Below are 26549 nucleotides of genomic sequence, written 5' to 3'. Positions count from 1 at the left end.
TTAATATGCGAAAAAAACGCGAAAAACGCGTCTCAGCTTTTCCCTATTACTCTGTAACACTGCTACGCCACCAGGCGGGTGTCACCATTGTTGAGGTGATGGTGTCTATTGCTATTGGCCTGTTTATTTTGGCTGGCGTTGTTCAGCTTTACGCGAGTGCAACGCAAAACTCTGCTGTTGTGCAAGGCTCGTCAACCATTCAAGAAAATGCGCGTTATATCTTTTCTCGATTGGCGGAGGATGTAAGTCAGGCGGGGTTTGGGGGGTGCTTTAATCTGACGGCAGCTTCTGCCAGCGGTGCCTCTCGGTTTACTAATGTGGTTGCAGGTAATAATGCGGAGGGAGAGTTATATGATTTTGAGCAGTTTATAGACGGTGTTGATAATGAGGCGATTGAAAATCTTACTTTCGATGCTTTTACTGTCCGTTACACTAAATCCTCCGAACGTCATCTTGCACTTACTCATGTAAACCCCAGTTTTACGATTGCTGATAGTGCGCCTTTTAAACAGGGTGATTTGGTGCTTGTCACAAACTGCTCGCGCATGACAATGTTTCGTGTTTCGAATGAGCCGGCAGGTTCTGGCGTTCTCAGTTATGCGGAAACAGACGGTTACAACTCTTTGGGTGAGGGTGGACTTGAGGACGCTTATGAGGTGCGTGTTAAGGAGGAGCAAAAGCCAGGAACTCCTCCGGTATTCCTTTCACGCAGTACCATGGGAGTGGCCCAGTACCGCATAGACACTAGTGCAGCCGGGGAAGCGGCTGGTGTGAATTGTTCATCTGAAAATGCCCATTACTGTGCGCTCTTCCGTAAAACCACAACCGAGGGGAAGGGCGATGAATTGGTTGAGGGGGTGCAGGGCTTTGAGGTGGAATATGGCTGGCAGGATTACAACAATCAGGACACTTTATATTTTACCGATGCAGGTAGCGTACAAAATAACTGGAACTTGGTTGATCGAATTAAGGTTACAGCTACGTTAAATTCTATTAGCACGGCGCCCACGAACGAAGGGGTTCAGCGTATGGAGCGATCCTATTCGCGGGTATTTTTAGTACACAACCAATTCCCCAGTGATACTCAGTTCCGAGAGGAGCTTTAAACGTGAATATCGATAGTATGTATACTCATTCCCAGCGCGGTGCAACCTTAGTTATTGCATTGATTATTTTACTGATTATGTCGTTAATCGGTATTTCGAATATGCAGTCGTCAACTATGCAGGAACGCATGGCCGCCAATAACCGCCAGAAAACCGTAGCGCTTTACGCCGCTGAATCGGCGCTTACGGCGGCTGAAGAATGGGTTCAAGATAATGTCAGGAGTGTGGGTGACCTGTTGCGGTTCTCGGGTAGTGACGGTCTGTATTCAAGAACGGATGTGTCATCGGGAATTTCTGCCGCGCCATTATTAAATCATGTTGCCGATGTGACGGATCCTGATAGCTGGGGGGATTTCGGTGTGTCCAGTATTGGCGAGACCCCTATTGTTGATATTAATTTAGTGAGTCAACAACCTCGATACGTAATTGAATATATAGGAATCGATAAGGGCACTGCCGGGAGTGATGTATCAGAACTTAATGCCGATACACACGATAAACCATCAATAGCCTATATGTTCAGGATAACCGCGATCGGTTGGGGCAAGGATGACAATATTTACACTGTGCTTGAGTCTGTAATTCGTACCGGTAGTGGAGAGTTTTTTTCCTACTAGTCTTAGTTCTTGGATTAAGCACAGCAAAAAATTTCAGGCGGAAATAGAGTATGAATGGAATAACGGCAAGTAAATGGAGATTGGCAGTTGTCGCAACTGTTGTGTCGCTGACGTTTAGTGGGTGGAGCTATTTGGCTTCGGCTTCGCCGCTGGTTTTAAGTAAAGCGCCGCTTTATGTTGGCTCGGGTGTTCAGCCCAATGTGCTGTTTCTGCTCGATGACTCGGGCAGTATGGCGCAGGAAGTGTCGATGACTCAGGGAGCGCGAATACTCGCCAAGGCGATACATGACGAAACTGATGTGCCCTTGTTTAATGATGCATTCAATTTTGATACTAACCAGGTAGATTTATCGCCTGATGACCTGCAAGAGTATCTCAAAGTATGCTCCGGCTACAACGCATTGGGCTATAACCCCAATGTTATTTACACTCCGTGGGAAACGTTTGGTAATGCGGTATACCCTAATATGTGGAAAGATCCCACGAACCAAAACGAGGGAACAGTATCGATTAGTGGTGTGAAATACGTCGAGTGGAATGATACCGGTGTTGCTGGATATTTTGAGCTGGGAGAATGTAACGTAACGAGAGAAGACGGTCCTGATGGTATTCAGTACACCTACGATGAAACTAACTTAATAACGCCGACGACCGATTTAGATAAACAGAATTACGCAAACTGGTATACCTATCATCGAAGCCGGGATTATTTATTTAAGCGCGCGCTTTCTGGTGTGTTTATGGGGCTACAAACCCGGGCCGCAGTGGCAACTATTAATGCCAACGCCGGTCTAGGTTGGGGCATGGAAATGAAGGACGTCGATGATGTATCCAACCCCAGTAATGCAGGTGATCCTGATACTGCTCAAGAGCTGAATAAAGCAGAGCTGCTCTCTACGCTTTTTCAAGTGTCTAATGCAAGCGGCATCCGCCGTACGCCTTTGCGACGTGCATTGGAGAATGCCGGGCGATATTTTTTGGGTGATTACGCCAATTATACGGTGCAAGAGGGGTTTGTTACGGCTAGTGGGCAGCCGACCGATCCGATTTTAGCGGAAGCTGCTGGTGGAAGCTGCCAGCAGAATCATACTATTCTGGCTACCGATGGGTACCGAAATGAAAGCTCGAATGCACATTTTATTGTAGGGGATTATGGAAACGCAGACGATGAAACAGGAAATGCTTACGATGGAGGTCTTTACGCCGATAGCTTAAGCAATACACTTGCCGATATTGCCATGCATTTTTATAAAATGGATATGCGTGATTACAGCAATGATGTAAGAGCTAATACTGCCATTGGCGACACCAACCCCGATGAAAACCCGGGACAGCATATGACTACTCATACGCTGTCATTTGGTATTGTTGGCAATATTTCTGGTCCTCCAGAGGAGTGGTCAGAAGGGCAGGGCTGGCCTACTTCGATTTCGAATAATACTCCCGAGACATTGGATGATCTGATTCACGCTGCTTATAACGGTCGCGGGGAATACTTAAGTGCCATGGATATTACTAGCCTGCAGGCATCGCTGCAGTCTGTGATTGATACCATTAAACAGGCGGCAGAGGGCACCGGTGCTGCGGTCGGCTTTAACTCTACCAGTATTGCCGAGGGTTCAACGCTTTATCAGGGCAAATTCAACTCCACCCATTGGGACGGGGAGCTATTTGCTTTTGATTATTCCACTGGTGATGTAGAGACATTGCTGTGGGAGGCAAGTGATCAACTGGATATATTGGTTGAGAATAGTTCCAGAAAAATTATTACCTACAACGGTTTGACTGGTGTTCCCTTCGTTGCGCCCAGTAATTATGCAAGCCTCAATCTTGCTGATGGTGACCTCTCTATCGCGCAAATGGCGGACTTGCTCATAGGCGGGCCTTTGGCCGATGGTGAAAAACAGGCCTACGTACAGGATGTTGTTGAACACCTGCGCGGAGATGGTGACGGCACGCTGAACGCCGAGCGCAGTTTTCGTCAGCGGGAAAGTTTGTTGGGCGATATTGTCCATTCCAGCCCACAGTTTGTAGGACAGCCTTCTCAGCCCTACCCGAACCATATTGAAAGTTCTGCAGCACCCTATTTTTCTTACGTTACCGACAACGCCGAGCGTACGCCAATTGTTTATGTGGGTGCCAACGATGGCATGCTTCACGCGTTCAACGCGGATACCGGTGTGGAAGTGTTTTCTTATATTCCCAGTGCAGTGTTTTCTACTGATGTCGATGCAGGCCTGCATCATCTGGCGAGCGAAAACTACACCCATTTACCCTATGTTGATGCGACCCCAACATCCGCGGATGTGTATATCAATGGCTGGAAAACCTACCTTGTTGGTGGTTTGGCTGGTGGGGGCAAGTCTATTTATGTTCTCGATATTACCGACCCAGCTTCGTTAACAACGGAATCCGCCCTTGCTTCTTCGGTTGTTGTATCGGAATTTTCTGATGAAACTCTGGGTTACACCTATAGTCGCCCACGTATCGCGAAATTAAACGATGGTGAATGGGTGGCAATTTTCGGTAATGGCTATAACAATTCCACCGATGGCGAGGCATACCTCTATGTGCTTTACCTCGACGGGGCTGGGCCAAACGGCTCAGCCTATCAAAAAATTGGCCCGCTTGGGGGTGATTTAGGAAATGTAAGCGGCGGCGGTTGTGAAAATGCGGGTAGCGACTGTAATGGTTTATCTTCTCCAACGCTGTTGGATTTGAATGGTGACTCAAAGTTAGATCGCGTTTACGCCGGGGACCTTCATGGCAATATGTGGGCCTTTGATTTCACCGCGTACGATAACAACAATCAATATATTGAACCGGTGGTTGCCCATAGAGATGATTCCGATAACGGCGCGCCACTGTTTAGTGCTTGTTTGGGCGCGAACCCTGAAGGCGGCTATTGTGCCCCGTCGGATAGACAGCCGATTACGCTAAAACCCAAAGTGGTTGCTCATGAGAGCGAAAACGGCTCTAGCACTAAACCAAATCTGATGGTGTTGTTTGGAACGGGGCGTTATTTGTCATCGACAGATTTAACCGATACTACTCAGCAAGCCTTTTACGGTGTATGGGATGCCGGCTCAAATTTTGGCGAGTTAAGGCCTGCTGACCTGACCGCGCAAACGCTCACGGATTTGGCCGCAGGCCAGCGAACGGTTTCCACTAATGCGGTTGATTTTGTAGCCAGTACGGAAGAGTTGGTAGATACCAACTTTGGTTGGTATCTAAACATGGCTGAATCTCGGGAACGGGTAGTAATCGACCCTTCCGTGGCTGGGAATTTGGTATTGTTTGTCACGACGATTCCGGTAAGTGGGGTGTGTAATCAGGCGGGCACAGGAAACCTGATAGCCGTGAACATGTTCACGGGTGCTAGGCCCCCATTTGAGGTGTTTTCATCTCTCGGTAGTAACGTGGCGAGCATCCCAATTGGAGCGCTGCCGGGAGGTCTGGTTATCCTTGGTGATCGCATTATTATTTCGGATTCCAATGCAAGTATAAGAAGTATAGAAGGCCAGTTTGAGCATAAGCGACCCACGCGTAGGTCAGCTTGGTCAATACGTAAGTAATGAGAGGCAGGAAGGTGAAACGTTTAAGCAGCGGTTTTTCTTTGATTGAGCTTTTAATTGTTCTTGTAGTTATTGCAATTATTTCTGTAATTGCAATACCCTCTTATAAAGAGCAAGTTGATCGAGGGCGCAGAGCTGAAGCTAAAGCCTATCTAATGGAACTCGCTTCCCGACAGGAACGCTTTTTTACCCAGTATTCATCCTATGCCGACAAAATTCATGAAGAAAGTTGTGTTGGGGCGAGTTGCGGTTTGGGTATGGCTAATGATTTAAGTCAGGAGGGCCACTATCAGGGTAGCCTATCCGCCACACCGGATAGTTGCACCCCTACTGGAACACTTTGTGTTTCCTTTGTACTAGCCGCTACCGCTATAAATTTAGATGAAAAGTGCCCAACGCTAACGTTGGACCACACGGGGAAAAAAGGTGTTCAGGATGAAACTGATCCGGTTATTATTGATTATTGCTGGCGCTAATTAGCCACAGCGGTTCCTCAGTTCCGCTTCCGGTGCAATTCGCACTCGGCCTGTCCTGTACACTATTAGCTGAGCTTTGTAATTGTTTGTATCGCTGCTTAGATCACAGTAGTAGATCCTTCCGCTCTGGTAGCGAGTGCTACCATTCTCGTCGAAATGTACAAACGGTTTGTTTAGCGAGGATCTCCAACTCAGCGACTGCAATGGTTGGAGTAAATCTAAGCTGCGCAGCAAGGTCTCGTCTTCGTCGAGCCTGTTATTGCGGTTTTTATCGACAAAAACAATAAAGGGGTGCTCCCAGTCCGAGCTGCAGCTCATTTCATCGGCGCTGGAGCAAACGACAACGGTTTCTCGCCTATCGACGGCTTCTTGGCGACCATAATTCAACAACTGCTTGATGGAATACAGTGTTTCTTTTTGCTGATTTTTTTTTAAAAGGTGCGAAAAAGAGGGCACGGCTATGGCGGTAAGAATGAAAAATAAGCTGGTTGCGATTAACAAATCCAGCAGGCTCACGCCGAGTTCCCGGCGGCGGAGCTTCTGTGCCTGAATGCTATTGTACATGTTAGCCGTCCCTGTGTGATTTCTGTAGAGCACAGGGTAACCACTGGGACGTCATTTGACTGTAGGAAATCGCTTGTGTAAAAAGTAAGACCTTGGCGGTTAAGTCTGCAGTAATGCGCTAGTCATCGCTGTCATCCAAGCCTAGTTTTGCCAGTCGATAGCGCAATGAGCGGAAACTTACTCCCAGTTTTTTGGCCGCCATGGTTTTGTTCCAGCGGGTTTTCTCCAGCGTTTCACAGATAATTTCTTTTTCTACTTCTGCTAGGTAATCGTCGATGGATGCGTGATTCTGGCTGGCGTGAAAGTGCCCTGCTGTTCTAACATTTTCATTTTTAGGCTCAGGTTCCGCGCTGTGTTCCAGTTGTAGATCGAGATCGGTAATTTCATCCTCATCACAGAGCGTGAAAGCGCGTTCGAGAATATTTTCCAGTTCACGAATATTGCCGGGGTAGGGGTACTCAATTAGCCGTTGCTGCGCATTTGGGTGAATGCGTGGTTTCTCTAGGTCACAGGCGGTTGCGATGCGGGTAAGCAGTGTGTTGATCAGCTCCGGAATATCTTCTTTGCGGTCGCGAAGCGCAGGAACATTCATTTGGATAACGTTTAGACGGTAAAATAGATCTTGGCGAAAGTCTCCCTGGTTCACGAGCTTTTCGAGGTTTTTATGGGTTGCGCTCAAAATCCTCACGTTAGTTGCGACTTCGGTGGGGGCTCCTATGGGGCGAACAGCTTTTTCTTGGATGGCCCTCAGCAGTTTTACTTGCATATCTAAGGGCAAGTCGGCGACCTCATCCAAAAACAAAGTGCCGCCTTCCGCGGCTTGGAACAGGCCTAGCTTATCCTGACCTGCACCGGTAAAAGTACCTTTTTTATGGCCGAAAAACTCACTTTCCATTAGCTCTTTTGGGATTGCGCCGCAGTTTACGGCTACAAATGGCGCACTGGCTCGAGGACCAAGTTCGTGTATTGAGCGTGCCACCAGTTCTTTACCGCTGCCGGATTCGCCACTGATATAAATCGGTGCCTGTGAGCGGGCCACCTTCTGAATCGTTTTTTTCAGTTTAATAATAAGCGGCGAGCTACCCATGATTTTTGCGCTGCTTTTACTGGTTTCTGGCAGTTTACTTGCGGATAAGGCGGAGCTTACCAGTTCACGCAGGGAGGGTAGATTGATCGGTTTACTGACAAAATCAAAGGCGCCAGCTTTCATGGCTTCGATGGCAATGTCCATGTTGCCGTGGGCCGTGATTACGGCTACCGGGAGAGCACTTTGACTCTTTTGAATATGCCGAACCAAATCCAGTCCGTCACCGTCCGGCAGCTTCATATCGGTAAGGCATATGTCATAGCTGCAAGAATCCAAGTAGTTTTTTGCTTCGCGAATATTTGCGGCGCTATCCACATCCAGTGCCATTCTGGAGAGTGTGATTTCCAGTAGCTCACGAATATCCGGTTCGTCGTCAATGATTAGGGCGCGCATATTGGGCATTAGATCATTCTCTGGTGGTGAGTGCTGTCTATCCGAAAACAGCTTTTATTGTCAGTTGTTCGCTTAAAGTACAAGCTCGCTTGGTTGATTTCACACAGCTCTCTGGAAATGTACAAGCCCAAACCTGAACCTTTTTCGTCGGTGGTGTAAAAGGGGTCAAATATCTGCTCTAGCGTTTCCGCATCAACACCAGGACCGTCGTCAATAATTTCAATAAAGGCGGTGTCGTCATTTTCGCTGATTCCAGCATGGATTGTCACCTGTGCGCGACCGGTGCTTTCCTTGCTGAAACGAATGCCGTTATCGCAAAGGTTAGTGATAACCTGGGATAGGTGCACAGGATCGAATTTAGCCGTTGCTGTGGCCGAGCCGATGGAGAAGGCAATGGTGGCTTTCTTCACAGCTTGGTATTCGTTGATGAATTTAGGTAGCCACTCGGCTAATTCGAGGGTTTGCGGGGAGGGCTCTTTTCGGCGTGAAATGGTGAGAGTGTTCTCAATAATTTGATTTACCCTGTCGGAATGCTGCAAAATTATTTCGATGAGGCGGGTATCCGCTTTATTAATGTAATCGGCTTCACTCAATAACTGTGCCGCGTGGGAGATAGCTCCTAGGGGATTGCGGACTTCGTGAGCAATACTTGCGGTGAGCCGGCCCAGGGAAGCAAGCTTGAGTTGCTGTAATTGTTGTGCAAGTGTGCGGAAATCCTCCATGTACAGAATCGTACGTTTGGCTTCGCCGGTATCGAGGATGGCGAAGCTGACGCGAACATCTTGCCCCACTCTCAGCGTATGCTGGCGTGGCGCTGATTTTTCGGGCTCTAGTTTCCACACTTCAATCAAGTTGCCAAAATTTGCCAGTGACGATAGTAACGAGCCAGAATAGTTCGCTTCTGGGAGATCCATTAGCTGAAGCGCAGACTGGTTAATGAGCTCAATGTGTTCGTCTTCATCAACCACAATAACGCCGGTTCGCATACGCGTCACAATATGTTGTGCCAGTCGTTGTAAATGCTTGGCGTATTCGGCTTGTGCGGCGGCCTCGATATCGCTCTGGCGAATTTTATTGGTAAGGTAGTGAAAGCTTATAGCGGTAAGGAAAACCAGTATGCCCAGAGTGCCAGCCGAAAATAGCTCGCTGGAGAGCCCGCTTTTGGACACGCTTGGTAGATACAGCGCCTCAGCGATAGTGATAAGGCTGGTTAGTGCAGCAAAAGCGAAGGCCAATTGGCCGCGGACAAATATACTGGCCATGGCCACGTTAATCAGTAGCAGATAGCTTAGGCTGCTATTCAAGCCGTCGCTGGCGTGAATCATCAGCACTAGCGCGGCAAGGTCTATTATCAGCATGGCGCCGATGCGCTTGGTCGAGTATGCAAGATCTTTGGCACTGAACATTAGAATGTTCAGCACGCAGGCAAATACATAGCCTAGGGAAGTCCACTCAAATAGCTTTGGGGCCAGTTTTCCTAAAATTTCGTGGGGACCACTGAATGTGAAGGTTACCCACAATAGGCATCCGAGCACCAATCGATAGTATAAATAAACCCTCAAAACCCGAGGATTATGGGGGGGCTTGTTATGGGTGGAGCTTTTAGAGTTGTCGTCGGCCAAGATTTCGTCCTTTTTATGCGCGGTGGGTGCCGTGCACCTTTGCGCTTTAGTGGTTAATCACCGAAAATGTGCGCCGCTTTTATATTTCGCTATTGGAGTAGCAGAAACTATATGTCTACCTTAAAAATTGCAATGGCTCAGATCAATCCACATGTTGGTGACATTGATGGCAATCTCGAAAAAATTTGCTATTACGTAGAGCTGGCGTTGCGTCAATTTGATGCGGACATTATTGTCTTCCCAGAACTGGCGCTTACAGGGTATCCGCCGGAAGACCTACTTCTGCGCCCTAGTTGTGATATCCGGGTGTCTCGCGCGCTAAAGGAGTTGTGTACAAAGAATTACCCCTGTGCTGTGGTTATCGGGTATCCCAAGAAGGTGGACGATAAGTTATTTAATATGGCGGGTGTTATTCGCGACGGTGAAGTTGTATTTGAATACGCAAAACAGTGCTTGCCAAATTATCAGGTATTTGACGAAAAGCGATATTTTACTGAAGGTGCGGGCAGTTGCGTTTTTACCTGTGAGGGGGTGAGTGTTGCACTCTCCATATGCGAAGATATTTGGGATGGCAGCCCTATTGCACAGGCCCACTCCTGTGGCGCCGATATTTTGTTGAATCTGAACGCATCGCCTTACCATCAATGTAAGCAAGTCGAGCGGGAAACGCTGGTGGCCATGCGTGCAAAAGACATTGAAGCGCCGGTTTTGTATGTAAATCAAGTGGGTGGGCAGGATGAACTCATCTTTGATGGCGGATCATTTGCTGCGAATAAACAGGGTAGTATCATTCCCGCCGCTGGTTTTTTTGAAGAAAGCCTCGCCGTATTAGCCTTCGATAAGGCATCTTCTCAAATTAGCGCTCTTACACCGTCCCCGAAAAAACAAACTGAACCCCTCGCAATTATTTACCAAGCACTGGTGCTGGGGGTAAAAGATTATGTGAATAAAAACGGTTTTAAGGGCGTTGTGTTGGGTTTGTCCGGGGGGATCGATTCGGCATTAACCCTAGCGATTGCTGTGGATGCTCTGGGCCCGGAAAAAGTAAACGCCGTGATGATGCCTTTCCGCTATACCTCTGACATGAGTAAAAATGATGCTGAAGAGGAGGCTAAGCGCCTTTGCGTGGCCTACCAGAGCATCAGTATTGAGCCCATATACGAGGCCTTTATGAGCCAATTGGCGGGTGCGCTTGCCAATACCGCGCGTGATACGACGGAGGAGAATCTTCAGGCCCGTAGCCGGGGAGTGTTGTTGATGGCCATTTCGAACAAGCTTGGTTATTTAGTATTAACCACAGGTAACAAGAGTGAAATGGCTGTGGGTTATGCCACTTTATACGGCGATATGGCGGGTGGCTTGGATGTATTGAAAGATGTACCTAAAACAGCTGTATTCGCATTGGCGCGCTACCGTAACACCTTGTCTGAGGTTATTCCTGAAACGGTTATCACCCGTCCACCTTCGGCCGAGTTAGCGCCTGACCAGAAAGATGAGGACTCGTTACCGCCGTACGAAATTCTCGATCAGATTCTGGAGCTTTATATCGAGCAGGACTTCAGCGCGCAAGCCATTATTCAGCAGGGCTTTGACGCACAGGCGGTAAAAAGGGTGATTCGTTTAGTTGATGTAAATGAATACAAGCGTCGTCAGGCGCCTGTTGGTATTCGTATCAGCGCCAGGGCCTTTGGTCGAGATCGCCGATATCCCATTACTAATGGGTGGAAAATCGGCGATTAGTGCTGAACCCCCGCCTCTTTACTGCGGTGGCTGTGGATCTGTCTGTTCCTGGTAAAACGAGTTGTACTGTTCACGCGTATCGAAATTGATGTGGGGTTGTTTTTTAAACAAGCCCAGGGTGATGTAGGTAACCCAAGAGGTTTTCTGGTCGCGGCCAAAGCGATAATTAAACTCGCCTTTTTTCAGCGTTGGGTGATCCGGGTAGTTGGCAATAAGTACCTTGGCTGCACTTTCAGAAAGGTCTTGCATACCCAGCATATGGTAGGCCTGCGCCATTACAGCGAGAGCGTCGGGTACGGCTGGTGTTTGGTGCAAGTGCTCCACCACATATCGGCCACGGTTGGCGGCAGCAATGTAAGCGCCGCGCTTAAAGTAATAGTTAGCCACATGAATTTCGTAACGAGCGAGCATATTACGCAGGTAGGTCATGCGTTTTTGCGCGTCCAAAGCGTACTGGCTTTGAGGGTAGCGTTCGAGTAGCTGGGTAAAGTAGTCGAAAGATTCTCGTGCTGTACCGGCATCGCGCTTGGTAATATCGGTAGGCATTATGGCGTAAAAAGATGTATCGTTTTGGAATGCAGATACACCGCGCATATAGTAGGCATAGTCTACGTTGCGATGTTGCGGGTGCAAACGGATAAAGCGGTCCGCCGAGGCGACGGCGGCGTCGTATTCATCGGCTCGGTAGTAGGCGTATATTAGTTCGAGCTGAGCCTGTTCGGCGTAGGTGCCAAACGGGTAGTTTTCTTCCAGCAGCTCCAGGGTTTCGGTCGCTGCGTCCCAGCTGGACGTACGCAAATATTTTTGCGCGACCTCATAGGTCATTTGTTCGCCGGTTTGTTCCAGTTTAGAATCTTTGCTTGAGCAGCCGCTCAGGAAAATAAAAAAGGCAGCAATTATTGCTGGGTAAACATTTAGGTGTTTAGTCATTTCAAATCTTGGCTAATTGCTTTATAAGGCCATTGTGGCAATGTCTGTGTAATATTGTTCTGTGTTTCTTTTTTGGTTTCGATTAGAGCTAGAATCGAAACCTGTAGCAGAGCACGGGCTCACAAAGAATCGTCTCTACAATAAGCGCTGAATACTATAGTGGCGTCTCTTGAGAGGGCCGACAGTGTAATCCAGCACTAGGTTTAAATACAAATGCCCCCTGAAAATATGTTCACATTGGAAGACACTCCACTCTCAGCAAGCAGCTCCGGCGAAGCCATTGACCATACTTTTACGGTTCCGGTTGAAAAAGCCGGCCAAAGGTTGGATCAGCTGGTAGCCGAAATGTTCCCTCAATACTCACGTTCGCGATTTCAGCAGTGGATTAAAGACGGTGCTCTTACTTTGGACGGAGCCCAAGTAAAACCCAAGAGCAGGGTCAGCGGAGGTGAGCGGGTTGAGCTGCGTGCGCGAGAGGAGCCCCGTGGGGATTGGCTACCAGAGCCTATTGAACTGTCGATTGTTCATGAGGATGACAGCATTCTTGTGATTAACAAGCCCGCAGGCCTTGTGGTACATCCCGCTGCTGGCAATTACTCGGGCACACTGCTGAACGGTCTGTTGTACCATCGGGCCGAGCAGGTTAATGTCCCGCGCGCAGGTATTGTGCACCGTTTGGATAAAGATACTACTGGGCTTATGGTTGTCGCTAAAACCGATGCGGCACAGCTGCACTTGGTGAACCAGCTACAGGCACGAACAGTTAAGCGCAGCTATCAGGCTATTGTCGTTGGCGAAGTCCGTCAATCGGGGATTGTGGAAGCGGCTATCGGTCGCCATCCGTCAGCTCGTACTCGCATGGCCGTAGTGAAATACGGGGGCAAGGAGGCCGTAACGCACTACCGGCCCATTCGCCAGTATCCTGGGTTTACGCACCTCGAATTGCAATTACAAACGGGCCGCACACATCAAATTAGAGTCCATATGGCACATCTAGGATTCCCGCTGGTAGGAGATCAAACTTATGGACGAAGGCTTCCCGCCAAGCTGCTTAGGGCTGAGCCCCAATTGGAGCATCTGGCACAATTCAACCGGCAGGCGTTGCATGCGTTCAAGCTTGGCCTTCTCCACCCTGACTCAAGTGAATATTGTGAATGGCAGGTACGACTCCCAGAAGATATGTCTGGCTTGCTAAGCTTGCTGAAAACCATATAGCGGAGATATAGGCATGGAAGTGCTGACTGAACAGGGGAACTCCATTCTCCGGCCCACGTGGCCCCTACCTTCGGGCGTCAATGCTTTTGTTACCACGCGCCATGGGGGCGTGAGCGATGGCGCTTTCGATAGCAACAACCTTGGCCTGCATGTGGGTGACGATGTAAAGGCTGTCGAAGTCAACCGTCGCAAACTGCTTAGCCATCTGCCTTCCGAGCCCATGTGGCTTAATCAGACTCACAGTACCCGTGTCATTCAACCTCGCCCGAGCATGCGACTCTCGACAAAAATGCCACCCAACGCCGACGGTGTTTTTACGCGGGAGTCGGGGCAGGTTTGCGCTGTTATGACTGCGGATTGCCTGCCGGTTCTTTTTTGCGCGGAGGATGGAAGTGAAATCGCTGCCGTGCATGCAGGCTGGCGTGGCCTCGCCAATGGCATACTGCCGGCCGCCTTGTTAGCTTTTCGATCACGGCCGCACCGCATCATGGCTTATTTAGGGCCCGCCATTTCAGCGCTACATTTTGTGGTCGGGGTCGACGTTTATCGGGCGTTTGGTGAAGCGGGCCGAGCCCGAGGGTATGCTTCTATGGTGGATAGCGCTTTCCGTCTGGTAGACCCGGTAGTGGGTGAAAACCGCCGTGCGCTGGACAGTGGCGCAAAGCTGCACGCCGACTTATTCCGTTTAGCGAGGCTTGAACTCGAAAGTTTGGGCGTTAGTCAGGTGTTTGGCGGAGACCTTTGTACGTACAGTGATCAGAGCCGGTTCTATTCCTACAGGCGAGACGGCCGAACCGGTCGCTTTACTACGTTGATCTGGAAAGAATAAGCGCCTAGTTTAATCTAGCGCCAGCGACCGTGTAATTTTAACTAAGGTGGTATCATCTGGGTAACGTTTAATGCTGAACCCAAGGTTTTTCGCTAGCTTCAGCATTTTTTGGTTGTCAGATAAGACTTCTCCCTCCATGACTCTTAGCCCTTGATATCGGGCGTAGCTCATTAATTCATTCATGAAATGCTGGGCAAGTCCCTTGCCCTGCCACTGGTCGGCAATGGCGATGGCGAATTCGCAGCTTTCTCCGTCTATGCCCATAACATAGCGAGCCACACCAATTTGGATGTCTTGCCCGCGCTCTGTAACAACCGCAATTAATGCCATTTCACGGTCGTAGTCGATCTGGGTTAGGCGAGCGAGCATATCGGGAGGCAATTTGCGAAAAGTGTTCATGAACCGGTAATGCTTGGCCATTTCCGATAGTCCTTCAACAAAATCACTCTCAATTTCGGCGTCTTCCGGGCGGATGGGGCGGATAGTACAAGGGTGCACCCCGGCCAGTAAAACGTCCTTGGTCAGGTGGCTGGGGTAGGGGTGTATTGCCGTATGCGAATAGCTATGTGCGGTTGTGCGGTAATTTTGCAGCACGATGCGTGCATCCACCGCGATAGCGGCTTCACTGTCGGTAATTAGTGGGTTGACTTCGAGCTCGCGGATTTGTGGAATTTCGCAGGCAATTTCTGAAATACTGAGGAGCACATCTTCAACGGCCTGCACATTGGCTGCGGGCATACCCCTAAATGTCTCCAGTAGTCGCGCGGCCCGGGACCGGGAAATTAAGTCTCTGGCCAGTAGTCGGTTCAATGGTGGCAGGGCTACGGCTCTGTCGGCCAATAGCTCTATGGTGTTGCCGCCTCCCCCAAAGGTAATTACGGGGCCAAATATGGGGTCTTGGGAAATGCCCACGCTCAGCTCACGCCCGGATTGGGAGTGGATCATAGGTTCCACGGCTACGCCTTGAATGTTGGCCTCGGGGCAGTGTTTTTTTGCTACATCAATCAGTTCGTCAAAAATAGCGTGCACGGCTGCAACACTGGTTATATTCAAGCGTACACCGCCGAAATCTGATTTGTGGCAAATATCCTGCGAGAGGATTTTCATTACCACTGGAAACCCCATGTTTTTCGCTGCAATTACAGCATCCATGGGTGTTGTGGCAAGCATAGTTGGTGCAACCTGAATGTGAAAGGCCGCTAACACAGCCTTAGATTCAGCTTCTGTCAGCACCGTCCGCTTGTTGCCAAGGGCATTTTCGATGATGAAATTAGCACCTTCCATATCGGGCTTGTTTTCATGGAATAGCGGGCCGGGTGTTTGTAGGAGAAGTTGCTGATTACGATAAAAATCGGTGAGGTATGAAAACCCCTGCACAGCGGTTTCCGGTAGTCGAAAGCTGGGTATGGCGGCATCGTTAAGAATGTCTCGCCCAGGCTGCACGAGTTTTTCCCCCATCCAGCAGGTGAGGATGGGTTTACGTTTATTTTTGCGTCCCAGTTCGGCAATTCGTTCGGCCACTTTAGACGGATTGGTGACCGCCTGCGGTGTTAAAATCACAATGACGCCGCTGGTTTCAGGGTCGTCAAGTACCAACTTGGTGGCTTCCTCGTAGCGGTCGGCGTCGGCATTGCCAAGAATGTCTACAGGGTTGCCGTGAGACCACATCGGAGGCAGTACCTCGTTTAATTTCTGCATGGTGTTTGTACTGAGATTTGCCAGCGGAATATTCAGGTCACAAGCCACATCACAGGCCATGGCGGCAGGCCCGCCCGCGTTTGTCACAAAGGCTAGCTTATCGCCGCCCTTTACACGCAACCCCTGTGAAAGTACCGCAGCAGCCGTAAAAAAGTCGCCCAAATGCATGCCGCGAACAACGCCCGCGCGTCGGATAGCGGCGTCGAATACGTCGTCGTCTCCCATGCGAGCGCCGGTGTGAGATTGGGTAGCTTCCATGCTGGCTTGATGGCGGCCGGCTTTCACCACAATCACGGGTTTTACCCTGGCTGCGGCGCGCAGGCCCGTCATAAAGGCGCGCGCGTCGCGAATGCCTTCCACGTACAGCAGAATGCTGTGGGTTTTCGGGTCAGTAATTAGGTAATCGAGAATCTCACCAAAATCGACATCCAGTGACATGCCGCTGGAAATAACCACCGAAAAGCCAATGCCTTTTCCCTGTTTGGCGGCCCAGTCTAGGGTAGCGGTACAAACGGCTCCAGACTGGGAGATGACGGCAATATTGCCTTTGGAAACCTCTCCGTCGGTAAAAGCGGCCGTAAAATTATAAGAGGGGCGAATAACACCTAAGCTGTTGGGGCCAAGAAAACGAATTTGGTGACGCTTGGCTATTTCGCGCACAGCCCGTTCCAGTTCCTCGCCCTCGGGCCCCATTTCGCTAAACCCTGCAGAAAGCATTAATACGGATTTAATACCGTAATCACCGCATTGTTCGAGAATACTGGGAATGGTGTGGGAGGGAGTGGCAATAATAGCGAGCTGAATGGGAATGGCTGCCGCAGCGAGATCGCCAAAGCAGGGTTTGCCTTTAATGCTTTCATGTTTGGGGTTGATTGGGATGACGGGTTTATCGAAGCCGCCATTGATGAGATTGTGGTAAACGACACTGGCCAGGGTATCTTCGCGATCGCTCACACCAAAAACGGCAACAGACGTCGGTTCAAAAAGTGCAGACAAGTAGTGCTCGCGCTCGCCGTCCATAGAATCTCCTTTGATTCATACTACCAACGTTGTGTACGCCAATTTGCTCATACTAGACCTTTATCCGGGCATGAGAAATGAGAGAGGTCAATCTAACTCATATTTTACCAGCGTTGAGTGTGGCTTGAGTTTAGTTGCAAAGCCCCCACTTCATACACAGTGTATTCATATCGGCGACACCCCAATAGTGAAAGAGAGACGTTTGCTATGCGTATTGATCGTTTAACTAATCAGTTACAAATTGGATTGTCCGATGCGCAATCCCTGGCCGTTGGTCGTGACCACAATCAAATAGACCCTGTGCACCTGTTGCAGGCAATGCTCGATCAACAGGGCGGCGCGGTGCGGCCGTTACTGGCATCAGCCGGTTTTGATGTGGTTGGCCTGCGTAACGCGCTTACAAAGGCGTTGGAGGCCCTCGCAAAAATTCAGAACCCCACTGGGGATGTCAGTATGTCGCCAGAGTTAGGGCGATTACTCAATTTGGCTGATAAGCATGCTCAGCAAGCTGGAGATAAATTCATATCCAGCGAAAGCTTTTTATTGTCAGCAATGAAGGACAGTCGATCATCGCTGGGTAAGTTATTAGCTCAATTTGGAGCGGCTGATCGCTTGCAGTCGGCTGTTGATAAAGTGCGTGGCGGTGAAACCGTTGACGAGCCAGAAGCCGAGGGCAACCGCCAGGCACTGGAAAAATATACTGTCGATTTAACCTCGCGAGCCGAGGCTGGCAAACTCGATCCCGTAATTGGGCGTGATGATGAAATTCGTCGCACCATACAAGTTTTACAGCGCAGAACTAAAAATAACCCTGTGCTCATTGGCGAGCCTGGCGTGGGTAAAACCGCTATTGTTGAAGGTTTGGCGCAGCGTATTGTGAATGGAGAAGTACCAGAAGGCTTGAAGCATAAGCGGCTGCTGTCGTTGGACTTAGGTTCGTTATTAGCCGGGGCAAAATTCCGAGGTGATTTCGAAGAGCGATTAAAGGCGCTATTAAATGAGCTGGGTAAGCAGGAAGGCCGCATTATTTTATTTATTGATGAGCTGCATACCATGGTCGGCGCGGGTAAAGCTGAAGGCGCTCTGGATGCAGGTAATATGCTCAAACCAGCCCTGGCGAGAGGAGAGTTGCATTGCGTGGGTGCTACTACTCTGGATGAATACCGGAAGTACATTGAAAAGGATGCGGCCTTGGAGCGGCGTTTTCAAAAAGTCTTGGTTGAAGAGCCCAATGAAGAAGATACCATTGCAATATTACGTGGTTTAAAGGAGCGTTATGAGCTTCACCACGGAGTCGATATATCCGACTCCGCCATCATTGCCGCGGCCAAATTATCGCAGCGCTACATCACCGACCGGCAATTGCCTGATAAAGCCATCGATTTAATTGATGAAGCTGGTAGCCGTATCCGCATGGAAATAGATTCAAAGCCAGAGCAAATGGATCGGCTTGAGCGTCGCTTGATCCAACTAAAAATTGAGCGCGAGGCCATCAAAAAAGACGATGATGCTGCCGCCCTCGCGCGCCTGAAAACACTTGAGGAGCAAATTAATAAAGTTGATCGGGCCTATGCCGATCTCGACGAAATTTGGCGGGCCGAAAAAGCTGCACTGCAAGGTTCTCAAGAAATTAAAAGCAACTTAGAACAAGCTCGTCTGGATTTGGACGCTGCGCGCCGAGCTAGCGATCTCGGGCGGATGTCTGAGTTGCAATACGGCATTATCCCTGAGCTGGAAAAGCAGCTGGATATGGCCAGTCAGGCTGAAATGCATGAGATGAAACTTCTGCGGAATAAAGTTACCGATGAAGAAATTGCCGAAGTTGTGTCTAAGTGGACGGGCATACCGGTTTCGAAAATGCTCGAAGGTGAGCGTGATAAATTACTCCACATGGAGCAAGCGTTGCACAAGCGCGTAATTGGTCAAGAAGAGGCGGTAGTGGCTGTGTCCAACGCGGTGCGCCGCGCGCGCGCAGGTTTATCCGACCCCAATAGACCAAATGGTTCCTTCTTGTTTCTTGGGCCAACCGGTGTTGGTAAAACCGAGCTGTGTAAGGCTTTGGCGGAATACTTGTTCGACAGTCAGGACGCGATGGTGCGAATCGACATGTCAGAATTTATGGAAAAGCATTCTGTCGCACGATTGATTGGTGCACCTCCAGGTTATGTTGGCTACGAAGAGGGTGGATATCTCACTGAAGCTGTCAGGCGAAAACCCTATGCATTGCTACTGCTTGACGAAGTCGAAAAAGCTCACCCAGACGTGTTTAATATTTTGTTGCAGGTGCTAGAGGATGGTCGTTTAACCGACGGTCAAGGGCGTACCGTAGATTTCCGTAATACGGTAGTGGTGATGACATCGAACCTTGGCTCTACCTCCATTCAAGAAATCGCCGAAAATAAAGCCTACGATAGTCTCAATTTCGACGGTTCCCAGCAGGAGGATGAAGGTCAGAATGAGCATAAGTATCAGGCGATGAAAGAGGCCGTTATGGAGGTGGTGGTGGGGCATTTCCGTCCAGAATTCGTGAATCGCATCGACGAGTCTGTGGTGTTTCATCCGCTGGCGAAGAAGCAAATACGTGGCATTGCCAATATTCAGCTGAGCATTCTACGTAAACGCTTAGAGGATCGTGACTTGAAGATTAATATTGCCGACGAGGTGGTTGATCGAATATCTGAGGCCGGATTTGACCCCGTGTACGGGGCTAGGCCATTAAAACGAGCGATACAAAACCTTATTGAAAACCCGCTGGCGCAGGAAGTATTGGCTGGAAAATATCCGCCAGGGTCTACAATTGAAACGCGGCTGGCCGGAGATAGAGTGGTATTTGATTAGGTAAAGCGAATAAACACCAGAGATATAGGGGTTTATTCGCTCATGCTTTGTACGCAAGCGGGAAGGTTATTTACAGCTATCTGAAATGACTTTTTGAGTCGTGGCGATTTCCTGTTGAACTTCCTCTTGTGTCATATACCGAACTGATCCATCAGGCTGTTTCATGCGTATGCGGCCAGGGCGATTGAGGGTTCCCAAGCGCTTGCGTTCGTCTTCACACATTTGTTTCTGCTTTACCGCTACCTTACGTCTACGTTCAACCTCCTCCGGGGGGAGGTCGACCTCTTCTTCTGCAGGGGTTTGCTCATCGGCTTGAGCATTGGATTGACCACCATAGGTCTCCGGAGGTGTACTCTTCCCGCCATAGGTTTTGATTTTTATCGCTTCGACACCTGTTGGGGGATGTGAGCCGTAATGTACAACACCATCCGGCCCTTTCCAGCGATAGTAGTCCTCGGCAAAGGAGGCTGTGCTGAAGACACCCGCTGAAATCATGACTGCAAACGATAATTTGCGGAGTTTCATCGCAGTTGTCAGTAAGCTTGCTGCAAACGTTGCTTGTTTCATAGTCGAATCCAGTTGAATCGCACTTTTTACTTAGTTTTAAGAGTTTAGTTTACCGGTGGCGGCGCTAGCAAGGCCTAGGCGATATTCATGCTTGATAATGAGATCTGTGCCATTTGTGTATGTTGCACGATTTGAATGCTGCTTTAGACTGAAATGAGGCCGTCACGGCCGCCGGGCATAGGTCATTGGCTTGCTGCATCCCAAGTAATGGTGAATCCCGGCTTGACTTTGTGGAGCATGTTGCGACAATTAACGCTTCGCCAGATGGCAGTAGAACATCGATCAACCTCGGTGCCCCCCTATACAGGCTTGCCAACCGCATGCCTGACCATCCTGAAGTGCGAGGGAGTGATACCTAAATTCCCTGCCGGTGAGTTACAGGCTGAAAATGTTGTGACCTGTAACGTACAATCCAACTACCAACAAAAGTAGTGCACCGGATTTACAACGCATAATTTGAATACGATCAAAGAGGGTGAATTTCGCTCTTGGAGTACCTAACCCTTCGCTAGGATAATGGTGTTTCTGTTTTTTGGTAGTATTTAGCTTCAGGCTTCCGCGCTGAGTGACAGGCTTGTCACCCATATGTCATCGCGCTTCCTGTTAATGTATAAAGATTCGCCAGCAGACAATGTTATTCAAGCTCTGTTGAATACAGTAATTAACGTTAAACAACGAGGATAACAAAGTGGAAAAGCTCTCCGGTGGAGACATTCTTATCAAATCCCTTGCCGACGAAGGGGTGGAATGCGTTTTCGGCTACCCAGGTGGTGCCGCATTACATATTTACGACGCGATTTTTCGGCAGAAAGAGGTGAAGCATATTCTCGTGCGCCACGAGCAAGCGGCTACCCACGCCGCTGATGGCTACGCGCGGTCTACCGGAAAAACCGGTGTTGTGCTAGTCACCTCCGGCCCTGGTGCTACCAATGCGATTACAGGAATCGCGACAGCGTACATGGATTCCATTCCTATGGTTGTGATTTCGGGCCAGGTCGTGTCCGATAAAATCGGTGAGGATGCTTTCCAAGAGACCGATATGGTGGGTGTTTCTCGGCCGATTGTGAAACACAGCTTTTTGGTCAAAGATCAAAAAGACATTGCAGAAACCGTTAAGAAAGCCTTTTACATTGCTTCTACAGGTCGCCCAGGGCCTGTTGTTATCGATGTCCCCAAGGATATTACTAACCCGGTTGATAAGGTTGATTACAGCTACCCAGACAAGATTAAGTTACGGTCTTATACGCCAGCTACGAAGGGGCATACAGGGCAAATTAAAAAAGCGGTACAGCTCATGCTCTCGGCACGCAGACCTATGGTGTATGCCGGTGGGGGTGTTGTACAAGGTAATGCTTCTAAGCAGTTAACGGAAATTGTGCAAATACTGAACCTCCCAATCACCAATACGCTGATGGGTTTGGGTGCCTACCCGGGAACTGACCGACAGTTTTTGGGGATGCTGGGGATGCACGGTACTGTTGAGGCTAACACGGCCATGCATCATGCTGATGTCATTCTTGCTGTGGGCGCGCGATTTGATGATCGTGTGACCAATACGCCTAACAAATTTTGTCCATCCGCCAAAATTATACATATCGATATTGATCCGGCGTCTATTTCTAAAACCGTAACGGCCGATGTACCGATTGTTGGGCCTGTGGATTCGGTCCTCGATGAAATGTTGGAGCTAATAAAAGGATCCAGCGAGCGCCCTGATGCCAAAGCCATCGACGGCTGGTGGAAGGAGATTGAGGAATGGCGTAACCGCTATGGCATTTTAACCGCGCCTCGTTACGACACCAGTGGAGAAATGCTGATGCCGCAAGAGGTTGTACGGGCGGTATTTGAAGTTACAAATGGTGATGCATTCGTGACTTCAGATGTTGGCCAGCACCAAATGTTCAGTGCACAGTATTATCAATTTGATAAACCCCGGCGTTGGATTAATTCCGGCGGTCTAGGCACTATGGGCTTCGGTTTGCCTGCTGCCATGGGCGTGCAGTTTGCACACCGCGATGAAACCGTTGTGTGCATTACGGGCGAAGGCAGTATTCAAATGTGTATCCAGGAATTGTCTACCTGTACTCAGTACCATCTGCCGATCAAAATCATCTGTATCAACAATCAGGCTTTAGGCATGGTGAAGCAATGGCAAGATATGCAGTACGATAGCCGTTACTCCGAAAGCCTATACGAAGACTCACTTCCTGATTTTGTGAAACTTATGGAGGCTTACGGCCACGTAGGTATGCGTGTAACCAAGCGTTCCGAGCTCAAATCGAAACTGGAAGAATGTTTCGCCATGAAAGACAAATGTGTATTTATGGATATTTATGTCGATCCAAAAGAACATGTTTATCCCATGCAGGTGGCCCCGAATGGCACCATGCGTGACATGTGGTTGAGTAAAACGGAGCGAACATAATGAGAAGAATCATTTCACTGTTAATGGAAAACGAACCTGGGGCGTTATCGCGCGTAGTGGGGCTTTTTTCTCAGCGTGGTTACAACATTGAAACGCTCACTGTGGCGCCTACAGAAGATGAGACCCTGTCGCGCCTAACCTTAACCACCGTTGGTGATGACCATAAAATTGAGCAGATAACCAAACACCTCAATCGCTTGGTGGATGTTGTAAAACTCGTGGACTTAACCGAAGGTGCCCACATAGAGCGCGAGCTGATGATGATCAAAGTTCGTGCAACAGGAGCACAGCGGGCAGAAGTTAAGCGGTGCGTGGACATTTTTCGTGGACAGATAATTGACGTTACCGCGTCGGTTTATACCATCCAGTTAACCGGCGCCAGTGACAAGCTAGACGCCTTCTACCAAGCCGTTGGTGAAGCGGCAATACTGGAAGTGGTTCGCTCTGGCGTGTCGGGTATTGGCCGCGGTGAGAAAGTTCTAAGCTTATAAACCGCAGTAATTGAGCTGCTTGGTGTTCCACATACTTTATGAAGATCCTTAAGCGGCTCAAATTACACCTTATAAATAGCAGCATTCCAGTTCTCTGGAGCCTTAGAGCGGTTTTTGCTCGTCTTACGGGCTATTACCTCCTGCGCAGAAAGTTTGAACGAAAATTGGGGTATGCTCCCCAATTTCACGCCCCTGCGACATTTAATGAGCGAATACAGCACAGGAAACTCTTCGATCGAAACCCATTATTTGTTTTAGTTTCAGACAAAATTGCTGTGCGCGACTATATTCTTCGGGTTCTGGGGGATGGTGGTTGCAAATACCTTGTACCCTTAGTAGGGGTCTATGATTTCCCTGAGGACGTGCCCTTTCATGACCTTCCTGATAGTTTTGTAATAAAGGCTAATCACGGATCAGGGACAAACCTGGTGGTACCAGACAAAAAGGATATAACCCAAAAGCAGCTCATAGATATTTGTTACTCGTGGCTTTACCGGGTTTATGGCTTTTCCAGCTACCAGTGGGCGTACACGAAAATACAAAAAAAAATATTAGTGGAGCAGTTACTGTTAACGGAGACGGGCGAGATTCCTGAAGACTATAAAGTGCATATTGTAAAAGGGAAATGCGCATTTATTCATGTCGATTACGGTAGAGCTAAAGACCAAAGTAGAACCTTGTACGATCTAAATTGGAATGTTTTACCTTTTTCCACGTGTTACGAACAAATTCGAACGTCGCCAAAACCTCGCTTGTTAGAGCAGGTGGTCGAAACGTCGATAAAGCTTGCTGAGCCGTTTGAGTATGCTCGAGTAGATTGGTATCTGTTTGGAGATCAGGCTTATATTGGCGAAATCACCCTGTATCCCGGAGGGGGTTTATCAAAGTTTTTCCCTGAACAGTACGACCAAATTGTGGGTGATGCATGGGGGAGCTAAATTTTTGTCTTTTCTGTGACCGACTAGCGTTTACCTATATTGTCCCACAGTGCTTTTACTAATGGGCTTTTAAGTCCTCGGGTCTTTACGCATACGCCCACTTCAAATGGGACAAGTTTCGGCTGCAGGGGGATGGGTTTAACCCGGTTTTTCAAAGGGCTATTTTCGTAGACAATCTGGGGGATTAAGCCAACGCCAAATCCAAGGCTTACCATGCTTACGATGGCTTCATTTCCAGCCACTTGAGCATAGATGTTCGGTTTTATCCCCTCTGAATTTGCCCATTGATCAAAGCGCTCTCGCGCTAAACCTTTCTCCGATACAATCATAGGGGTGTGGCTCAGCGCACTTTCATTTTGTCGTTTAAATATTTGTTCGTGCTCCTGATTGTCTTGCGAGCAGTAAAATACTAACGGTGAAGTGTCAAATTTTTTAAAACTGAGTGAAGAGTGCAGTACCGGAGGTTTTGCTGCAATCGCGATATCCTCGTGGCCATCGATAACCCTTCCCATTGCATCTGCCGAGTCTCCGGTATGCAGTTTGATTTGGATCAGAGGGTGGCGGTCACGAAAATCCTCCATTATCTCGTAAAGGAAGCTATAGCTTGCGGTTACCGAGCAATAAAGGCTGATGGAGCCCGATAACAAGCCTGAACCGGAATTCATCGTATCCTTGATTGTCTCCCACTGGCGAACCAACTCTCTGCTGTGCTCCAAAAACTCCTGCCCCTTACTTGTTAGCGATACAGAGCGGTTGTCGCGGTCGAAGAGGCGGACACCCAGTTCCTTTTCCATCTGCTGAATTACCCGGGTAAGCTTGGAGGGGCTGACGTGGCATTGCTCGGCGGCTCGATTAAAGTGTTCAGCATTCGCTAGTCCAATAAACAATTTGAGCTTTGAGGTATCCATCGGCATTTCGTAATCTGCAATAATATGTTGCAAATATATCATTTTACGTAACGAAGGTAATCTACTATTCTGCACACCGTTTTCGGGTCGATAGGCTCCCCCCCCCAACTATGCTAAGAGGTTTACACCATGAAGGTTTATTATGATAAGGATTGTGATCTTTCTATTATCCAAAGCAAGAAAGTCGCGGTAATTGGTTACGGCTCCCAGGGTCATGCCCACGCGTGCAACCTGAAAGATTCCGGTGTAGATGTTACCGTTGGTCTGCGTGCAGGTTCATCTTCTATTGCAAAAGCTGAAGCTCACGGCCTAAAAGTAAGTGATGTTGCGTCCGCTGTTGCAGCTGCAGACGTTGTAATGATCCTGACTCCAGATGAGTTCCAGAGTGTTCTTTATAAAGAAGAGATCGAGCCAAATATCAAAGAAGGTGCAACCCTAGCCTTCGCCCATGGTTTTGCTATTCACTACAATCAAGTCGTTCCCCGGAAAGATCTTGACGTTATTATGATCGCGCCTAAAGCGCCTGGTCACACCGTACGCTCTGAATTTGTTCGTGGTGGCGGTATTCCGGATTTGGTGGCTATACATCAGAATGCTTCTGGTAAAGCTCTGGACGTTGCTCTGTCTTATGCTTCTGGTGTGGGTGGTGGTCGTTCCGGTATCATCGAGACCACATTTAAAGACGAGACTGAAACGGACCTCTTTGGTGAGCAGGCTGTTCTGTGTGGTGGAGCGGTAGAATTGGTGAAAATGGGTTTCGAAACCCTCACCGAAGCAGGCTATGCGCCTGAAATGGCGTACTTCGAATGTCTGCACGAACTGAAATTGATTGTAGACTTAATGTACGAAGGTGGCATTGCTAACATGAACTACTCCATCTCTAACAACGCTGAGTATGGTGAGTACGTGACTGGCCCGCGCGTTATTAACGAGGAAAGCCGAAAAGCCATGCGCCAGGCATTGCAAGATATTCAGCGTGGCGAATACGCCAAGCAGTTCATCCTTGAAGGCCAGTCAAACTACCCATCGATGACCGCATGGCGTCGAAATAACGCTGCTCATCCCATCGAAACTGTGGGCGAGAAGCTGCGGGGAATGATGCCGTGGATCGAATCCAATAAGATTATCGACAAGAGCAAAAACTAATCGCCCTTGTATATTAAGAAAAGCGCAGCTTAGTCTGCGCTTTTTTTATGCGTCTTAGTTTGGCGCTTGCTCCAATCAGGTTTAATATCACGCTTCAAGATTTTGAGACGGACGGTAGCAGTATGACCAGTGACAAAACAGAAAACGACGCGGCTTCGCAGGAGCCAGTGGCGCCAGAGGATAATCTTTCACTGAAGGTGTCAGAGGTGCTTCCTGTGGATGAACACGTTGAGGATGTGTCTGAGAACGGAGAGCAGGTAAGGCGCCGAGGTGTGTATTTATTGCCTAACCTCTTCACTACGGGAGCATTGTTCGGCGGCTTTTTTGCCATAGTGTCGGCTATGAACGATAACTTCGCCAATGC

Annotated in this window: 20 protein-coding genes (1 of these 20 cut by a window edge); 13 read left to right on the top strand and 7 right to left on the bottom strand. The window is 48.9% G+C overall.

Annotation, left to right across the window (positions count from 1 at the left end):
* The first annotated feature begins 5 nt into the window (after positions 1–5).
* The 4 genes from H5336_RS04770 to H5336_RS04755 are packed head-to-tail and all read left to right on the top strand — an operon-like array spanning position 6 to position 5774.
* Positions 6–1106 carry a PilW family protein gene (locus tag H5336_RS04770; RefSeq protein WP_185231900.1) on the top strand — a complete coding sequence of 367 codons (1101 nt, stop codon included), beginning with the start codon at positions 6–8 and terminating at the stop codon, positions 1104–1106.
* Between the two features lie 2 nt (positions 1107–1108).
* On the top strand, positions 1109–1723 hold the full coding sequence (locus H5336_RS04765; protein ID WP_313556242.1) for a pilus assembly PilX family protein: 615 nt from the start codon (positions 1109–1111) through the stop codon (positions 1721–1723).
* A gap of 50 nt (positions 1724–1773) precedes the next feature.
* Entirely contained in the window at positions 1774–5298 is a 3525-nt protein-coding gene (locus H5336_RS04760; RefSeq protein WP_185231897.1) for a pilus assembly protein, read from the top strand.
* Between the two features lie 14 nt (positions 5299–5312).
* Positions 5313–5774 carry a type IV pilin protein gene (locus H5336_RS04755; protein ID WP_185231895.1) on the top strand — a complete coding sequence of 154 codons (462 nt, stop codon included), beginning with the start codon at positions 5313–5315 and terminating at the stop codon, positions 5772–5774.
* On the opposite strand, the gene H5336_RS04750 is transcribed toward H5336_RS04755, so the two are convergent.
* The 3 genes from H5336_RS04750 to H5336_RS04740 all read right to left on the bottom strand — a co-directional run bounded on the left by H5336_RS04750 (position 5775) and on the right by H5336_RS04740 (position 9440).
* Positions 5775–6338 carry a GspH/FimT family pseudopilin gene (locus H5336_RS04750; RefSeq protein WP_185231894.1) on the bottom strand — a complete coding sequence of 188 codons (564 nt, stop codon included), beginning with the start codon at positions 6336–6338 and terminating at the stop codon, positions 5775–5777.
* A 118-nt stretch (positions 6339–6456) separates the two neighbouring features.
* The gene (locus H5336_RS04745; protein ID WP_185231892.1) at positions 6457–7827 is read right to left on the bottom strand and encodes a sigma-54-dependent transcriptional regulator; all 1371 of its coding nucleotides are present in this window, start codon (positions 7825–7827) and stop codon (positions 6457–6459) included.
* Positions 7827–9440 carry a sensor histidine kinase gene (locus H5336_RS04740; RefSeq protein ID WP_185231890.1) on the bottom strand — a complete coding sequence of 538 codons (1614 nt, stop codon included), beginning with the start codon at positions 9438–9440 and terminating at the stop codon, positions 7827–7829. The genes H5336_RS04745 and H5336_RS04740 overlap by 1 nt, the downstream gene beginning before the upstream one ends.
* A gap of 111 nt (positions 9441–9551) precedes the next feature.
* On the opposite strand from H5336_RS04740, the gene H5336_RS04735 reads away from it, so the two are divergent.
* Entirely contained in the window at positions 9552–11180 is a 1629-nt protein-coding gene (locus tag H5336_RS04735) for an NAD+ synthase (protein ID WP_185231888.1), read from the top strand.
* Positions 11181–11198: 18 nt separating this feature from the next.
* Here the strand turns inward: H5336_RS04735 and H5336_RS04730 are convergent, their stop codons facing one another.
* Entirely contained in the window at positions 11199–12110 is a 912-nt protein-coding gene (locus tag H5336_RS04730) for an outer membrane protein assembly factor BamD (protein WP_185231886.1), read from the bottom strand.
* A 213-nt stretch (positions 12111–12323) separates the two neighbouring features.
* Between H5336_RS04730 and rluD the strand changes: the two genes are divergently transcribed.
* A complete protein-coding gene (gene rluD / locus H5336_RS04725) occupies positions 12324–13325 on the top strand; it encodes a 23S rRNA pseudouridine(1911/1915/1917) synthase RluD (RefSeq protein WP_246439029.1) in 1002 nt (333 codons plus the stop codon).
* 13 nt (positions 13326–13338) lie between these two features.
* A complete protein-coding gene (pgeF, locus tag H5336_RS04720; protein WP_185231884.1) occupies positions 13339–14154 on the top strand; it encodes a peptidoglycan editing factor PgeF in 816 nt (271 codons plus the stop codon).
* Between the two features lie 9 nt (positions 14155–14163).
* Here pgeF and H5336_RS04715 read toward each other — a convergent pair whose 3' ends face one another.
* Positions 14164–16872, bottom strand: coding sequence for a bifunctional acetate--CoA ligase family protein/GNAT family N-acetyltransferase (locus H5336_RS04715; protein WP_185231882.1), 2709 nt, complete (start codon positions 16870–16872; stop codon positions 14164–14166).
* A 207-nt stretch (positions 16873–17079) separates the two neighbouring features.
* Here H5336_RS04715 and clpB point away from each other — a divergent pair, with 207 nt between their 5' ends.
* Positions 17080–19710, top strand: coding sequence for an ATP-dependent chaperone ClpB (clpB, locus tag H5336_RS04710; RefSeq protein ID WP_185231880.1), 2631 nt, complete (start codon positions 17080–17082; stop codon positions 19708–19710).
* Between the two features lie 66 nt (positions 19711–19776).
* On the opposite strand, the gene H5336_RS04705 is transcribed toward clpB, so the two are convergent.
* The gene (locus H5336_RS04705) at positions 19777–20277 is read right to left on the bottom strand and encodes a DUF4124 domain-containing protein (protein ID WP_185231878.1); all 501 of its coding nucleotides are present in this window, start codon (positions 20275–20277) and stop codon (positions 19777–19779) included.
* A 688-nt stretch (positions 20278–20965) separates the two neighbouring features.
* On the opposite strand from H5336_RS04705, the gene H5336_RS04700 reads away from it, so the two are divergent.
* The 3 genes from H5336_RS04700 to H5336_RS04690 are packed head-to-tail and all read left to right on the top strand — an operon-like array spanning position 20966 to position 24131.
* Positions 20966–22702: an acetolactate synthase 3 large subunit gene (locus tag H5336_RS04700; RefSeq protein WP_185231876.1), complete on the top strand. Its 1737-nt coding sequence runs from the start codon at positions 20966–20968 to the stop codon at positions 22700–22702.
* Positions 22702–23193, top strand: coding sequence for an acetolactate synthase small subunit (gene ilvN / locus H5336_RS04695; protein ID WP_185231874.1), 492 nt, complete (start codon positions 22702–22704; stop codon positions 23191–23193). The genes H5336_RS04700 and ilvN overlap by 1 nt, the downstream gene beginning before the upstream one ends.
* Positions 23194–23231: 38 nt before the next feature.
* Entirely contained in the window at positions 23232–24131 is a 900-nt protein-coding gene (locus H5336_RS04690) for an ATP-grasp fold amidoligase family protein (protein ID WP_185231873.1), read from the top strand.
* 23 nt (positions 24132–24154) lie between these two features.
* On the opposite strand, the gene ilvY is transcribed toward H5336_RS04690, so the two are convergent.
* Entirely contained in the window at positions 24155–25081 is a 927-nt protein-coding gene (gene ilvY, locus H5336_RS04685) for an HTH-type transcriptional activator IlvY (protein ID WP_246439028.1), read from the bottom strand.
* 87 nt (positions 25082–25168) lie between these two features.
* On the opposite strand from ilvY, the gene ilvC reads away from it, so the two are divergent.
* Together ilvC and pssA are read left to right on the top strand one after the other, a co-directional pair.
* On the top strand, positions 25169–26185 hold the full coding sequence (gene ilvC, locus H5336_RS04680; protein WP_185231868.1) for a ketol-acid reductoisomerase: 1017 nt from the start codon (positions 25169–25171) through the stop codon (positions 26183–26185).
* A 122-nt stretch (positions 26186–26307) separates the two neighbouring features.
* Positions 26308–26549: the 5' end (the start) of a CDP-diacylglycerol--serine O-phosphatidyltransferase gene (gene pssA, locus H5336_RS04675; protein ID WP_185231866.1), read on the top strand. The gene runs 628 nt beyond the window's last position; only the first 242 of its 870 coding nucleotides appear in the window; the start codon lies at positions 26308–26310; its stop codon lies beyond the right edge, outside the window.

The sequence above is a fragment of the Teredinibacter franksiae genome, from assembly GCF_014218805.1.
In the GTDB taxonomy this organism is placed as follows: domain Bacteria; phylum Pseudomonadota; class Gammaproteobacteria; order Pseudomonadales; family Cellvibrionaceae; genus Teredinibacter; species Teredinibacter franksiae.
The sequence above is the reverse complement of the archived record's forward strand: the minus strand, read 5'-3'. Positions and strand labels throughout refer to the sequence as shown.

Bases quoted from the DNA above. Each gene is read 5' to 3' on its own strand.
- H5336_RS04760 (WP_185231897.1), top strand. From the start codon at position 1,774: ATGAATGGAATAACGGCAAGTAAATGGAGATTGGCAGTTGTCGCAACT.
- H5336_RS04735 (WP_185231888.1), top strand. From the start codon at position 9,552: ATGTCTACCTTAAAAATTGCAATGGCTCAGATCAATCCACATGTTGGT.
- H5336_RS04705 (WP_185231878.1), bottom strand. From the start codon at position 20,277: ATGAAACAAGCAACGTTTGCAGCAAGCTTACTGACAACTGCGATGAAA.
- ilvN (WP_185231874.1), top strand. From the start codon at position 22,702: ATGAGAAGAATCATTTCACTGTTAATGGAAAACGAACCTGGGGCGTTA.
- rluD (WP_246439029.1), top strand. From the start codon at position 12,324: ATGCCCCCTGAAAATATGTTCACATTGGAAGACACTCCACTCTCAGCA.
- H5336_RS04770 (WP_185231900.1), top strand. From the start codon at position 6: ATGCGAAAAAAACGCGAAAAACGCGTCTCAGCTTTTCCCTATTACTCT.
- ilvC (WP_185231868.1), top strand. From the start codon at position 25,169: ATGAAGGTTTATTATGATAAGGATTGTGATCTTTCTATTATCCAAAGC.
- ilvY (WP_246439028.1), bottom strand. From the start codon at position 25,081: ATGATATATTTGCAACATATTATTGCAGATTACGAAATGCCGATGGAT.
- H5336_RS04745 (WP_185231892.1), bottom strand. From the start codon at position 7,827: ATGCCCAATATGCGCGCCCTAATCATTGACGACGAACCGGATATTCGT.
- H5336_RS04715 (WP_185231882.1), bottom strand. From the start codon at position 16,872: ATGGACGGCGAGCGCGAGCACTACTTGTCTGCACTTTTTGAACCGACG.
- H5336_RS04730 (WP_185231886.1), bottom strand. From the start codon at position 12,110: ATGACTAAACACCTAAATGTTTACCCAGCAATAATTGCTGCCTTTTTT.
- clpB (WP_185231880.1), top strand. From the start codon at position 17,080: ATGCGTATTGATCGTTTAACTAATCAGTTACAAATTGGATTGTCCGAT.
- H5336_RS04750 (WP_185231894.1), bottom strand. From the start codon at position 6,338: ATGTACAATAGCATTCAGGCACAGAAGCTCCGCCGCCGGGAACTCGGC.
- H5336_RS04690 (WP_185231873.1), top strand. From the start codon at position 23,232: ATGAAGATCCTTAAGCGGCTCAAATTACACCTTATAAATAGCAGCATT.
- pgeF (WP_185231884.1), top strand. From the start codon at position 13,339: ATGGAAGTGCTGACTGAACAGGGGAACTCCATTCTCCGGCCCACGTGG.